Below are 13,556 nucleotides of genomic sequence, written 5' to 3' on the forward strand. Positions count from 1 at the left end.
CCGTCTAGCGTCGATGCCCACGCATTTGTGGGCATAACTGCGGGCATCGGTAGCCAGAAATGTGGGCATCACGTCGAGGGGCTAACATGGCCGGATTGACCGACCTGCAGGTGCGCAAGGCACAGCCTGCTGAAAAACCGTTCCGAATGGCGGACGAAAAGGGACTTTTTCTTTTCGTCACACCGGCCGGCGCAAAGCTCTGGCGACTGCGGTACCGGCGAGATGGAAAAGAGCAGACCCTTTCCCTGGGGGCTTATCCGGACATGACACTGGCAGAGGCTCGCACGGCGGCCGACCAGGCGCGCGGCGTCCTCAAAGCCGGCAAGGATCCTGCACTGGTCAAGAAGATCGACAAGTTGGTCCAACAGCGCCAGAACGGCGAGACCTTCGAGCCGATCGCGCGCGAGTGGCACGATCTGCAGAATTCCAAGTGGGCACCGATCCATGCCAGCGACGTTCTCACCTCGCTTGAGAGCGACGTCTTTCCCGCAATCGGCTCCCTCCCGATCCGGGACATCGATGAGACCATCGTCCTCGCCACATTGAGGGTCGTGGAAAAGCGCGGCGCGGTCGAAACGGCACGCCGCCTCCGTCAGCGTATCTCCGCGGTGTTCTGTTTCGCCATAGCCACTGGTCGCGCGAACCGCGACCCGGCAGCGGTCGTGAAAGGTGCGCTCGCCCCGCTCGTGCCGGGCCGCCAGCCCGCCGTTGTGTCGCTCGACGAGGCCCGCCTGATGCTCCGGCGCGTCGAAGACACGCCGTCACACCCTGTCACCAAGCTCGCGGTCAGGCTGCTCGCCCTGACCGTACCCCGGCCCGGAACACTGGCTAAGACACCATGGGCCGAGTTCGACGAGATCGACGACGCTGATCCGGTCTGGGTCATTCCGGCGGAGCGGATGAAGTTGAAACAGCGACACAAGGGGAATGAGGCTTTTGACCACGTCATTCCCCTCTCCCGGCAGGCGCTGGAGGTCATAGATGCGTTGCGCGCCCTGACCGGCAGCGGGCCTTACGTATTTCCGAATGCTCGGCACGCGCACCGGCCCATGTCCGAAAACGCCATGGGATACCTGCTCAATCGCGCCGGGTATTTTCAGCGGCACGTTCCCCATGGGTTCCGCGCCACGTTCAGTTCGGTGATGAACGAACGCTTCCCCGCCGATCGCTACATCATCGATGCGATGCTGGCGCACGTTCCGAAGGACAAGGTCGAAGCGGCGTATAACCGGGCACAGCATCTAAAGCGGCGGCGGGAACTGGCGCAGGAGTGGGCCGACCTGATCTTGAAAGACGCGCCGTCGGCGGCGGAGCTGCTCGGCGGCCCTCGCAAGATACTGAGCATGGAGACGTTCAGGCGGAAACGGCGGTCCGTAGCCTGATCGCAGCAGGATCGAGCGGTGCCAGCACCCATGTCTGGCGAACCTCCAGAACTCCAGCCCGTGACGGATGCGGATCGTGGGCCAGAACGCCGTCGCGATAGACCACCATGTGATTGACGCCACGCGGCGACGGGCCAGAGGCGAGATAATAGCCGTCAAAGATCCACTCACCACTCCGGCGGATCAGACCGATTCCGCGCTCCTCGCACCAGTCCCAGAAAGCGAGCTCCCATTCCGACGGGGTCGGGGCCGCCTCGAGGAAGTGGGGCACGGCAGAAAGGGGAAGGTCGAGGATGGAGGCGACGGAGGCCTGGACGCAGTTGCCGCCAACGCCTTCGCCGGCAAACTGGGTCTGGTCCACCGGTGTCATCAGGTAACTGCCAACCAGACGATCCACGCCGCGCAGATCAGGGCAGCAACAAGAGCCACCCTGCCCTGTGGTCTGGCGGCCTCAGTGAAATGCCGCGTCTTAAGCTTGCTCATCTCGCCTCGCGATCTCCGCGCTCCTGATGCGGAAGGCTTTGAGGATGATTTCGACGATAATCACGCCGCCGATCCCGATGATGAAACCCCCGACGCTGGCGGCATGTTCCGGTTGGACCGTGATCTTGCCCAAGGCCCACTGGAACATCGGGATACCGATCGGGGCGAGGAAATAGGCCGTCACGCCGCCGATGAAGAGCCTTCTGATTCCGGACCCTACACCGCTCCATTCCATCGCGACCGAGACGGCGGAGCCCGCGATGCCCGCCAGCGCGATTTCACCCTTGGCGCTGGCGAGCCAGTCCCACATCGTCATTTCCCTGCCTTCCACGCCCCAATGCCGCGGAGCGCCGTGTTGCCGCCCATGTAGAGCGTGGTGAACGTCACGAAGACTCCGACGAACGAGACAAAATCGACGGTGAGCTCGACCTTGGCCTGGGCGCCGAGCGCGGTCAGCAAAAGGTTCAAAACGGGCACGATGATGACGTACCAGGCGATGCAGGAGAGCATGAGCCACATGCCGGCGGGGCGCCACGTCCAGGTCCATCCCGGCTCGCCGGTCTTCGCCGCATGCTCCATCTCGGCCAGCATGAGGCGGTTCGCCTCCTTCTGTCGCTCGACATCGGCGAGGATCAGCTCGGGCGCGATCTGCTCAACGCTGCGCACCGCCTCCTCGAGCTCGGCCGGCGGCAGCTTGGGCAGATCCTCGACCGGCACACCGGCCTGACCCGCGATGGCGTCGATCACGGTCCCACCGATCTCGCTCGCAGTGCCTCCGACATGCTTTTCGAGAATGCCCTTGACGATCGGCGCGCCGATCTTCGCGGCGGCAGACAGGACGATTGCGACGATCGGGCTCATGCTGCCAATCCTTCGTAAGCCTCGGCCCGTGCCTTGGCCGCCTTCTTGCGGGCGTGGAACACGAGGAAGGCGACGAGGAGGCCGACGGCGATGATGCCGAGGACCCACAGCGCGGCCAGATCGACATTGGTGCCCTGATCCACGGCTGGCGCGGTCGCGGCACCGGCCGAGCCCGTCGCCGTTGTTTTCGCGGCCTTGTCATTCGCCGCGGCCGACTTCGTCGCTTCAACAGCTTCGATCTTGGCAACCTTGCCTATGACCGCGTCGCTCGATCCCATCGCCTTGAGCGCCATGGCGACACCCTTCACCTCGATGTCGGCGACGCGACGGCCCCAGCCATTCCCGAACGACTTCCATATTTTCAGCCCTTGCATGAAGCTGAGGCGGGTCCGGCAGATCTTCTTGACCGTAACGCTATGATCATTGCTTCCGACAGAAGCCGTGAGCCATTTCCGGCCGCGCGACACGCCCGAATTGACCGACGCGTCATAGACGGCAAGGTCGACACCGGGGAACAGGTTCGGAGCGCCGCATTTGACCCAGAATTCCTCGCGGTAGATCCTGAGCGCTTCCGCCATCGTGATGGTGCGGACAGACCGGTTCGGCTGTCCCCACTTCTTCAGCATCTCGGTGAACTTGGCCTGCGTGACACCATACATCGTGGCGCCGCCGGGGTCGGCCTTGTGGTTGCTCCACCCCCCTTCCCACTTCGCGGTGATGGGGTGACAAACGTCGAACCTGTCGGACATGGCGCAGCTCCGTTTTTGACGAGGCCGCACCTGATGCGCGATGGCCCCGGTTTACCACGCGGGCGCCATTGCAACAATCGGGGAAATCCAGTATTTAGGGCATGACTGCGCATCAAGTGCTGATTTTCCCGAACAGGAGAACGGCACTATGGCCCCCACCACCATCCCCTTTGGCGATCCGAAAGCGGTCAAGAAGTGGTCCGGCAATCTCTTCATCGCGACGATGAAGAAGAGCTACTGGGACCGCAAGTTCATCGGCGACTCCGATGAATTCGTGATCCAGCGCCTCACCGATCTCGAATCCGACGCGGGCGACACGATCCAGTTCGATCTGTCGGTCCAGCTCCGCTCCAAGCCGACCTATGGCGACAATCGCCTGCAGGGCAAGGAAGAGGCGCTTCGCTTCTACAGCGACGAGGTCAAGATCGACCAGATGCGTCACGGCGTGTCCGCCGGCGGCAAGATGAGCCGCAAGCGCACGATCCACAACATCCGCAAGATCGGGCGCGACCGTCTGTCTGACTATTGGTCGAAGTTCATGGACCAGATGGTCACGATCTACATGGCCGGATCGCGCGGCGTCAACGAGAACTTCTACGAAGACATCGGCTGGGCCGGTCACGCCAACAACCCGATCCAGGCGCCGGATGCGGCCCACCTCCTCTACGGCGGCGACGCTACGTCGAAGGCGACGCTCGACTCGGGCGACAAGATGAACGCCGCGCTGATCCGGCGTGCCAAGGTCAAGGCGGGCATGATGGCCGCCGTCGCGCCGGAAAACGCGCAGATGTTGCCGGTCATGATCAACGGCGAAGCGCATTACATCTGCGTCATGTCGGAGTTCCAGAGCTACGACATGAAGTCGGCGGATGCTGCGGGCTGGCTGGAGTACCAGAAGGCCGCCGCCGGCGCCGAGGGTCGCAACAGCCCGCTGTTCAAGGGCAATCTTGGCATGATCGACAACGTCGTGCTGCACGACCACCAGGACATGATCCGCTTCTCCGACTATGGCGCTGGCGGCAACGTCAAGGCGGCCCGTGCTCTGTTCATGGGCCGACAAGCCGGCGTCATCGCCTTCGGCGCGACTGGCGGGTACCGGTTCTCCTGGACCGAGGAGATGCAGGACCATGGCAATGAACCTGTCATTTCCGCCGGCATCATCGCCGGTGCGAAGAAGACCCGGTTCAACAATACCGACTTCGGCAACTTGTCGCTCGACACCGCCGCGGCTGACCCCAACGCCGCAGCCTGATCCATCGCGGCGCTCTGAGCGCCGCGATGCTGTTTCAACGTCACAACGGAGATAGCGGCCATGGCCCTCATCCAAAGCAAATACGCCAAGGGCATTGTCACAGTGCCCTTCCCCGCCTTCGCCGGCGCTGTCGTCGGTCTCCGTTTCGCACACACGCTGAGTGCGGCACCGGCGGCGAACGACATCATCGAACTCGCGCCCATCCTGCCCGGCCTGGTGCCGCTCGACATGATCCTCGATTCCGACGACCTCGACACTGATGGCACCCCGGCGATCACGCTCGACGTCGGCATCATGTCTGGCGTCTGGGGCGTCAACGACGGCGCCCGTACCGTCGGCGCCGAGTTCTTCTCCGGCTCGACCGTGGCACAAACCGGCGCGGTGGCCCGCCCGACGCTCAAGACCGCGTTCCGTGTCGCGCCAAGCGATACGGCCCGGTCGATCGGGGTGAAGATCGCTACGGCGGCGGACGTCTTCGCCGCGGGCGAAATCGGTCTCACCGTGCTCTATGCGACGCGCTGATCCCGGCGCGTCGGTGTTCAACGAGGGGGACGCGACGCGGCCCCCTCTTTTGCTTGGAGGCTCATCATGACCCTGATCCTGTGCAAACTAGGTGTTCGCGAGACCGAAGTCGGCGGCACGACATACAAGTTCGACGACGACGGCCATGGTCGCGCCGTTGCTGAGGTCCAGAACCTCACCCACCAGGCCTGCCTTCTGGCCGTGGAGCACTACACCCTCCCCCCCGAAATTGTGGTCGAACCGGAACCCGAAGTGGAACCGGAGCGGCAGAACGAGCCTGTCTCGGAGACCGAACCGACTTCCGAGCAGGAGGCTGAGACCGAAGCCGAAACGATCACCGAGGCCGAGCCGGAAGTGGCCGCTGCGCCCGAACCGGCACCGGCTGACGAGGTGGTTCCCACGATCCCGCTCAAGTCCTCCAGCAAGTCCGGCGGACGCAAGGATCGGCAGGGAGGCTGATCATGCTGGCATCGAACGTGATGACGAAAGCCGGGGTGCAACTCCTCGACGAAGATCACGTTCGCTGGACGCTCCCTGATCTGGCGACCTATATCACCGAGGCCGTCTCGGCGATCATCTCGGTAAAGCCTTCGGCCCGGACCGTTTCCGTCACGGTCGATCTCGTTGCGGGAACGCGCCAGCAACTTCCCGACGATCAGCGGATTGTCCAACTCATCGACATCCCTTGCAACATGAGCGCCGGCGTGCGCGGCCGGTCGATCCGATCCGTCGCGCGAGCCGAGCTCGATTCCAACGAACCGCGCTGGCACGAGGCGACGGTCGTTCCGTTCCGGAAGGAAGTCCGGAATTTCATGTTCGACGAGATCACGCCGACGCTGTTCTGGGTCTACCCCGGCAATGACGGCACCGGTGCGGTAGAGGCGTTCGTGTCGCAACTTCCGCCACCGGTTGAGACGCTTGTCGAGGAGGATGACAATACCTCTGAGATCGAGACTTGGGAGGTCTCGGTCGGGCTGGCGGATCACTATGAACCCGCTGTGCTGGAATACGTGCTCTACCGTTGTTTCAGCAAGGAAGAGCTCGCGGGTTCGGGCCAGAAGGCCGTGGCGCACTACCAGGCCTTCGCAACGCTGATCGGGCTCAAATCTCAGGTCGAGCGCGACAACAGTCCCAGGAGGTCGTGACGATGGCAACGATGATCGACATCGATGACTGCCTGTCCGCCGTTTTGCGCTACGCACCCAGCGCGAGCGACATCGTGGCGCGGCGTTGCCTGATAGAGGCGGCACGCTCGATCTGCGACAGGTTGAAGAACTGGCGCATCACGGACGAAATGGAGATCACCACACCGGAGATGCAGGGCGTCGTCACGGCAGCGGATGTGGCTATCGTGTCGATCGAGGCCGCGGAACTGGAAGGGCGCAAGCTTGACCCTATCACGGTCATTGCGCTCGACGATAGGCATCCGGGCTGGAGCTATGACACCGAGCTCGGGCAGGCCCGCTACGTCGTGCAGCTCGAGCCGAACACCGTCTCGGTCTACCCGCGACAGGAGGGCACGTTGAAGTGCCGCCTCGTCCTGAAACCCTCCCTTCAAGCCGTCGAGATACCGAAGTTTCTGCGTGAGGATTACGGCGAGATCCTGGGTCGCGGCGCGGCCGGCATCATCTTGACCGAGCCAAATTCCGAAAACCCGCAGCTCGGCCTCGATCATCGCGCCTGGTTCGAGAACCAACTGAACCGGCAGGACACGAAGGCCAAGGCCGGCCAGCACAACGCCCCGCTCCGGACGAAAGGGAGTTATCTCTAATGGCGGTCAAACTGTCCAACAACGCGAGTTCGACCCTGACCGCGTCGATCACCGACACCGACACGTCGCTCACCATCGACGCAGGCGACGTCGGCCGGTTCCCCTCGCTTGGGGTGGGTGACTGGCACCCTCTGACGCTGGTGGACATGGTCGGAAACCGCGAGATCGTGCGTGTCACGGCGCGGACCAGCAACACGCTGACGATCCAGCGGGCGAGAGAAGGCACAACCGCGCTGGCCTTCGCTGCCGGCTCCAAATGCGAGATACGCTTGACCGAAGCCGCCGTTGCCGGAATTAAGGCCGACGCGATCGCCGAGCTCAGCGCGGCGCTCGGCGCTCTTGCCTGGCTCAACACGGTGAACGACGCGAACTGGTCAGGACTCGACCTTTCCGTCGCCAACGGCGGTACCGGCGCATCCACGGCAGCAGCAGCGCGCGCCAATCTTGGGGCGAACAACGCCAGCAATCTCGACAGTGGTACCCTCCCTGACGGTCGCCTTACGGGTGACTACACGGGGATTGGGAATCTCAACTTGATCGGCAACATTACAATCCAGAACCCATCGCCGCAGATCAAGCTTCAGGACAGCACCTCGGGGCAGCTTTCCGGCAGGATCCGGGTCGATGCTAACAACCTCTATATGGATTCTTCGCCGGACGACTCGAACTGGACCAATATTTTCCGCTTCGAGCTAGATACACGACGAGGTTTTATTGACGGAAGCATGATTCCGACGTCGCCCGTTCCCGTAGCTCAGGGCGGAACCGGCGCCACCTCGGCTCCATCAGCGAGGGCAAACTTGGGCGCGAACAATGCCGCTAACCTCACAACCGGGACCATCCCGGACGAACGGCTACCGACTACCGCCGACACCATCGGCGATACATGCCTTATGATTAACGATTTTTCCTCAGCAGACATGTCCTTCAACAGTATCTACTCTGGCTCCGCCCTGCGTCGAGCGATCATAGCTGGCAACGGCTCGCTCATTGCAGGCGGTTCGCCCAGCGGAAGTTGGAGGAACTGTGGTGCGACCATACCACCCGGTAGGGCCTGCATGTTCAAGAAGGTGTCATCATGAGCGAGAATGAGATCGGAGTGGAAGCCGAGGTGCCTGCAATTGTGCTGCCAACGTTCCGTAATGCGCAGTACAACAAGCACGGCACAATCGATGTCGAGGTTCAGCACCCCACGCTCGGTTGGATACCATCGACCGCGGTGCCGGATGACGCGTCACCGATCTGCGTCGCGCTCTACAACGCCGCACTAGCGGCCGGACCCGCTCCCTACGTGCCCCCTACTCCCGAGGAATTGAGGGCGGTCATGCCGGGCGTTACTGCGCGGCAAATCCGGCTTACGTTGGTCCGGAACGGGTTTTCGCTCGGCGCGATTGACGCAGCGATCGACGCTCTTCCCGAGGGTCAGGCCAAGGACGAGGCGCGGATCGAGTGGGAGTATGCCACGCTGTTCGAACGGCTTTCCCCTACCCTGCTTACAATTGCCGCCGCGCTATCAATCAGCGCGGAACAGGTCGACACGATGTGGGCCGAGGCCGTCGCGTCCTGACCGGCGCGACACAGGAGAATAGGCATGGCGGTCATCAAACTCTCGGCCTTCTCGGGCGAAAAGCCCATCCTGAACGCACGGCTCCTGCCTGACACCGCTGCGACCGAGGCGTTTAACGTCAGGCTCACCGACGGCGCCCTCACGCCGATCAACAAGGCAGTCTATATCGGCGTGGGCGCCGGCGCGGCGAACCACAAGACGATCTATCGGCACGGCGGCACATGGTTGTCATGGAGCGGTTTGGTAGACGTGGCGCCGGGCCCGGTCGCCCAGGACAGGCTCTACTACACCGGCGACGGCGCCCCCAAAATGCTGGTCGGCGGGACCGAATATGACCTTGCGGTAGCCAAGCCGGCAGCGGCCCTGACCGCGACGATGGGCGGTACCGGTAGCGGGGATGTTCAGAGCCGGACATACAGCTACACCTATGTCACGTCGTTCGGCGAGGAATCGGCGCCGTGCACCGCGTCCAACATCATCGATTGGCAGCCGGGCAAGACGGTCACCCTGTCCGGTTTCGCGCTTCCCCCAAGCGGCCGGGACATCACGACGCAGCGGATCTACCGGTCGCAGACCGGTAGCGCCGGCACCTATTTCTATCTCATCGCGGAACGGGCCGTTTCGTCCGGCAATTTCTCCGACACGGTGCCGGTCGATGCGTTCCTCGAACCGCTGCCGAGCATGGACTGGAACACACCGCCGTCGAACCTCAAGGGTCTCTGCGCCATGCCGAACGGCATGATGGCGGGTTTCGTCGGAAAGGACGTCTATTTCTGCGAACCTTGGCGCCCCCACGCCTGGCCAGAGAAGTACGTCCTGACCTGCGACACCGACGTGGTCGGACTGCGCGCCATTGGTCCCTACCTTGTCGTGATGACCAAGGGGCAACCCTATATCTTCGCCGGCGCCACGCCCGATACGATGCGACAAGACAAGTTGGAGGCGAACTTTGCCTGCATCAACGAACGGTCGATCGTCGATCTGGGTTTTGCGATCTGCTACGCCACGAACGAAGGTCTGGTCGCGGTGCGCGCCGATGGCAGCATCGGCATCGTGACGGAGCAGTTGTTCAACCGTGACACCTGGTTGACCTTCGAGCCGGACAAGATCATCGCGGCCCAGTCGAACGGGAACTACGTGATGTTCTACAACACCACGGATACCGAGGGCGTGGTGAGACGCGGTGCGATGATGATCAACATCAACGCGGCGCAATTCCTGGTCCGGTCCAGCGAAGCGGCCGACGCCGTGTTCTTCTGCGCCGAGGACGCGTCGCTGTATTTCAAGCGGATCGGGTCGACTTCCATATTCCAGTTCGACAGCCCGGACGGTTCACCGGATGAACTGTTCTGGAGGTCGAAAGAGTTTTGGCTCACGGCACCGGTGAATTTCGGGGCGGTGCTAATCGATCTCGGGCGCGCGCGGTCTGGCGAATCCATGGTCAACATCGAAGACGAGATCGAGGCTATAAGGGAAGAAAACGCGCTGCTCTTTGCCGGCGATCTGCTGGGCGCTCTGAACGACGCTGAGCTCAACGTATTCGAGATGAACGGCGACGTTCTGCTTCCATACCCGAGATACGAAAGCGTGATGGCGAACATCTACGCCGACGGTGAGCTGTTTCACTCGGTCTCTGCGGTAAACAGGATTGCCCGGCTGCCCGGCGGGAAGACAGCGCGCAAATGGGAAATCTCGGTCTCAGCGAATGTTCAGATCGGGCAGATCACGATGGCCACCACGATCGAGGAGCTGAGGAACACACTATGACAGCTAAGAAGCTGGACGAGCCGTCCATCATTGAGGACGTCGAAGTCTTGGCAGGAAAGCGGGGCAAGGCATCGATCCGTCGAGCGGCGATACGAATCCAGGATCTGGACGAGCTGCTGCGCATCGAACCCGTAAAGGCCGAACAGGTGAGTGGCACCCCGACAGCGGCGCAGTACAACAAGCTTCTGGAAGACGTCACCGAGCTCAACAACCGGCTCAATGCCGTGGCGTTGGCGCTCCAGCGCCGGCTCATCGCATGAAGGATGTGGTCTACGACGATCCGGCTGAACTCGTCGCATGGGCTCAGGAGAGGACGGGGCATACCTACTTTTCAGACGCCACCGCGATCGGCATCAAGGACGAGACCGGTATTCGCGGCGTGACGGTGTTCGACAGCTTCACCAAGACGGGATGCTGGGTGCATGTCGCGTCGGACGGCTCGGGTCGCTGGTTCAACCGGGACTATATCACCTGCATCTTTGCCTATCCGTTTATCCAACTGGGCTATCCACGGATCAGTGCGTGGGTCTCAGAGAAGAATGCGGCGTCGCTCAGGTTCACCGAGCATTTCGGCTGGGTCCGCGAGGGCGTCATGCGTCGTGCGGGGTTTGACGGTGAGGACATCATCACGTTCGGCATGCTGCGCAGCGAGTGCCGCTACCTGCCGCCCCTGATTACTGGAAACCCCGGCCCGGTTCGGCTATAGTCCGCCTCATCGTCGCGCATCACGTGCGACCTCACCCGTTGAGGTTCGCACCATGAAGGGCTCGGCTCCAGCTCCAAAGCCAGACAAGAATATCGGCAAGGCCGCGATCATGCAGGCCAAGACGGGCGAGCAGTGGCTAAGTTTCGCCCGCGACGCGTTCAAAATCACCCAGTCCCGGCAGAACGATCTCGACAAGCTCACGACGCGGGTCACGGAGCAGCAACTCGGGCTCGCGCGCGAGCAGGCGGGCTGGGCGCGGGCGGACCGGCAGCGGTACAACGAAACGTTCCGGCCGCTCGAAAACAAGTACATCCAGGAAGCGACGAACTACGATTCCGTCGCACGCCAGCGTCAGGCAGCGTCGGAGGCGCGCGCCGATGTCAGGACCGCCGCGGCATCGGCCCGCGACACCAGTCTTCGGGAGGCCGCGTCATATGGCATCAGCCCTGCATCGGGGCGGTTTAAGGGCGTCGACGCTTCGGTGCGGATGAACACGACTCTGGCCGAGGCAGGCGCGGCGAACAAGGCGCGTCAGGATCTGCGCGACCGTGGCTTGGCTCTGAGGGCCGACGTGGTCAACATGGGCCGTGGACTGCCGGCTCAGGCCGCCGGTGGCGCTGCGGGCAGCGTGGCCGCCAGTGGCACCGCCCTTTCCGGGGCGCAGGCGACCAATGCGCAGGCCCTCGCCGCTCCTGGCATCATGAGCAGCGGGTTTCAGGGCGCGATGGCGGGCTACCAGGGAATGGGCTCGACGCTTAACCAGCAATACGGGCTGCAAGTCGATGCATGGCGGACCCAGCAGCAGATGGCGGCGCAGGGTGCGGCCGGCATGGGCTCCTTCCTTGGCGGCGTGTTGGGCCTGTTTGCGCCATCCTCGCCTGACTACAAGGAAAACAAGACACCAATCGAGGACGGGGCCGCGATCGCCGCAGTCAATGAGATGCCGGTAGAGGAATGGGATTATAAACCCGGCATTGCCGATGGTGGCCATCATGTCGGCCCGTACGCCGATGATTTCGCGCGGGCGACCGGCAAAGGCGACGGAAAAATGATCAACATGCAGGATGCGATCGGCATCACGATGAAGGCGGTCCAGGACGTCGACAAGAAAATCGAGCGGATCGCGGAAGCAGTGGGTATCGGCGCCGGTCGACGGCCCGCTCGCAGGCGAAACGCTGAACCGATGATGAGGGAAGCGGCATGAATATCGGAATCGGCCTTGGTGGCTTCATGGACGGTTTCACGCGGGGCATGGACGCCCGCGAAGCGATGGACCAGCGCAAGCGGAGAAAGATGCTCGATGCGAGGGCCGACGCCGAGTATCAACGCAGCGAGGACGAGCGGAAGGCGATTTCCGAGATCGGAATCGGGGCACAACGCGAGTTCGACAGCCGGGTTGCCGCTGGAACGGCGCAGCCCAATGACTTCGACACCTTCTGGGCCGACTATGCCTTGCCCAAGATGCGTCAGACCTATCTCGCCAACGGCGATATCGAATCCGCCCGCAAGGTGATGGAATGGGGCGAGGCAGCAGAAACCAAGCTTGGTGCCAAGCTATCCATGAACGCAATATTCAAGGCGCAAAACGGCGACGTCCAGGGCGCGCTGACCGATGCAGTGGAGGTTGGAAAGCTTCGCGGCTACCTCGATCACAGCTACGACATCAAGGGTTTCGACACGATCCACGAGACAGAGGGCGGACCCGTTGTCGGCTACCGGCTCAACATGAGCGACCCCGATGGAAAGCCGATCACTCAGGACTTCCGCGCCGCTGACGTTCCCAACCTGCTGGCCACGTATCTGAACCCCGAAGCTGCGTGGCAGACCCAGATCGCGGCGCGCGAGAGCGCGGCGAAAGAGGCCGGCGAGCTCAGGAAGTACGAGGAAAAGAAAAAGATCGACCAGGCCTACGGGACAAAGTCAAAGTCGAACGACGGCAAGGTTCGGTCAACGGCAGTGACCAATCTGCGAAAGCGGATGGACGGCGGACTTGGCGGTGAGGAACCGACGTTCGACGATTTGCCGCGAGAAAAGCAGGAAGAACTGATCGAGAAGGAGATCGAGCTCCTGACCGGCCAGCCCGGCACCGGCCAAACATCGCAGAGAACGGGGTCAACCACGGCACCGGCCAGCAACGATCGCAAGGTTGTTGTGGATCGGGCCACCGGCAAGCCGGTCGAACCTCCCGCCGAGCGTGCCGCGCCGGAACGTCGAGCCCCTACCCGCCGCGATACCCCGCCCCCACGCGAGGCGCCCCCACGCGATCCCCGCGCAGCACGCGAGCAGGCGGTCACATCCGCGGTGGGCGAGGCGGAAACACTTCTGCAACAGGGCGTGCCGCCGCAGCGCGTCGCGGAAATCCTGCTCCAGAACAACGTGTCTCAGAATCTGTGGCCCCCAGCGTTGCGACAGGCCTTGCAGCAGGCTCAGGCCCCTCAAGGCGCGGTCGGCATCATGCGCGGCGGGCCGAGATAGCCCGCCTAGCGCGAGGAGTTG

At 62.9% G+C, this 13,556-nt stretch carries 17 protein-coding genes; 13 read left to right on the forward strand and 4 right to left on the reverse strand.

Annotation, left to right across the window (positions count from 1 at the left end):
- Positions 1-86 precede the first annotated feature (86 nt).
- Positions 87-1,382, forward strand: coding sequence for an integrase arm-type DNA-binding domain-containing protein (locus tag J5J09_RS11300; protein ID WP_208550388.1), 1,296 nt, complete (start codon positions 87-89; stop codon positions 1,380-1,382).
- Here the strand turns inward: J5J09_RS11300 and J5J09_RS11305 are convergent.
- The 4 genes from J5J09_RS11305 to J5J09_RS11320 form a co-directional block, all read right to left on the reverse strand.
- Positions 1,354-1,779 (reverse strand): hypothetical protein, encoded by a 426-nt coding sequence (locus tag J5J09_RS11305; RefSeq protein WP_208550392.1) that lies wholly within the window; start codon positions 1,777-1,779, stop codon positions 1,354-1,356. The genes J5J09_RS11300 and J5J09_RS11305 overlap by 29 nt on opposite strands.
- A 72-nt stretch (positions 1,780-1,851) precedes the next feature.
- On the reverse strand, positions 1,852-2,175 hold the full coding sequence (locus tag J5J09_RS11310) for a hypothetical protein (RefSeq protein WP_208550395.1): 324 nt from the start codon (positions 2,173-2,175) through the stop codon (positions 1,852-1,854).
- Between the two features lie 2 nt (positions 2,176-2,177).
- Complete coding sequence (locus tag J5J09_RS11315) at positions 2,178-2,726, reverse strand: hypothetical protein (RefSeq protein WP_208550398.1); 549 nt, start codon at positions 2,724-2,726, stop codon at positions 2,178-2,180.
- The gene (locus J5J09_RS11320; protein WP_208550400.1) at positions 2,723-3,475 is read right to left on the reverse strand and encodes a glycosyl hydrolase 108 family protein; all 753 of its coding nucleotides are present in this window, start codon (positions 3,473-3,475) and stop codon (positions 2,723-2,725) included. The genes J5J09_RS11315 and J5J09_RS11320 overlap by 4 nt, the downstream gene beginning before the upstream one ends.
- A gap of 148 nt (positions 3,476-3,623) precedes the next feature.
- Between J5J09_RS11320 and J5J09_RS11325 the strand changes: the two genes are divergently transcribed.
- The 12 genes from J5J09_RS11325 (at position 3,624) to J5J09_RS11380 (ending at position 13,535) form a co-directional block, all read left to right on the forward strand.
- Positions 3,624-4,727 (forward strand): N4-gp56 family major capsid protein, encoded by a 1,104-nt coding sequence (locus J5J09_RS11325; protein ID WP_208550408.1) that lies wholly within the window; start codon positions 3,624-3,626, stop codon positions 4,725-4,727.
- Between the two features lie 60 nt (positions 4,728-4,787).
- Positions 4,788-5,249 carry a hypothetical protein gene (locus J5J09_RS11330; RefSeq protein WP_208550413.1) on the forward strand — a complete coding sequence of 154 codons (462 nt, stop codon included), beginning with the start codon at positions 4,788-4,790 and terminating at the stop codon, positions 5,247-5,249.
- A 66-nt stretch (positions 5,250-5,315) separates the two neighbouring features.
- A complete protein-coding gene (locus tag J5J09_RS11335) occupies positions 5,316-5,708 on the forward strand; it encodes a hypothetical protein (protein ID WP_208550419.1) in 393 nt (130 codons plus the stop codon).
- 2 nt (positions 5,709-5,710) lie between these two features.
- Positions 5,711-6,394, forward strand: coding sequence for a DUF6682 family protein (locus J5J09_RS11340; protein ID WP_208550424.1), 684 nt, complete (start codon positions 5,711-5,713; stop codon positions 6,392-6,394).
- A gap of 2 nt (positions 6,395-6,396) precedes the next feature.
- Positions 6,397-7,020, forward strand: a complete 624-nt coding sequence (locus J5J09_RS11345) for a hypothetical protein (protein ID WP_208550428.1) — start codon at positions 6,397-6,399, stop codon at positions 7,018-7,020.
- On the forward strand, positions 7,020-8,102 hold the full coding sequence (locus J5J09_RS11350) for a hypothetical protein (RefSeq protein WP_208550432.1): 1,083 nt from the start codon (positions 7,020-7,022) through the stop codon (positions 8,100-8,102). Before J5J09_RS11345 ends, J5J09_RS11350 begins: the two co-directional genes overlap by 1 nt.
- The gene (locus J5J09_RS11355; RefSeq protein ID WP_208550436.1) at positions 8,099-8,587 is read left to right on the forward strand and encodes a hypothetical protein; all 489 of its coding nucleotides are present in this window, start codon (positions 8,099-8,101) and stop codon (positions 8,585-8,587) included. Before J5J09_RS11350 ends, J5J09_RS11355 begins: the two co-directional genes overlap by 4 nt.
- A 24-nt stretch (positions 8,588-8,611) precedes the next feature.
- Complete coding sequence (locus tag J5J09_RS11360; protein ID WP_208550439.1) at positions 8,612-10,354, forward strand: hypothetical protein; 1,743 nt, start codon at positions 8,612-8,614, stop codon at positions 10,352-10,354.
- Positions 10,351-10,614: a hypothetical protein gene (locus tag J5J09_RS11365; protein WP_208550442.1), complete on the forward strand. Its 264-nt coding sequence runs from the start codon at positions 10,351-10,353 to the stop codon at positions 10,612-10,614. The genes J5J09_RS11360 and J5J09_RS11365 overlap by 4 nt, the downstream gene beginning before the upstream one ends.
- Positions 10,611-11,060 (forward strand): GNAT family protein, encoded by a 450-nt coding sequence (locus tag J5J09_RS11370; RefSeq protein ID WP_208550445.1) that lies wholly within the window; start codon positions 10,611-10,613, stop codon positions 11,058-11,060. The genes J5J09_RS11365 and J5J09_RS11370 overlap by 4 nt, the downstream gene beginning before the upstream one ends.
- Positions 11,061-11,169: 109 nt before the next feature.
- Positions 11,170-12,264: a tail fiber domain-containing protein gene (locus tag J5J09_RS11375; protein ID WP_208550449.1), complete on the forward strand. Its 1,095-nt coding sequence runs from the start codon at positions 11,170-11,172 to the stop codon at positions 12,262-12,264.
- Positions 12,261-13,535 carry a hypothetical protein gene (locus J5J09_RS11380; protein ID WP_208550453.1) on the forward strand — a complete coding sequence of 425 codons (1,275 nt, stop codon included), beginning with the start codon at positions 12,261-12,263 and terminating at the stop codon, positions 13,533-13,535. Before J5J09_RS11375 ends, J5J09_RS11380 begins: the two co-directional genes overlap by 4 nt.
- Positions 13,536-13,556 lie beyond the last annotated feature (21 nt).

The sequence above is a fragment of the Ciceribacter sp. L1K22 genome (assembly GCF_017599385.1).
GTDB lineage: Bacteria > Pseudomonadota > Alphaproteobacteria > Rhizobiales > Rhizobiaceae > Allorhizobium.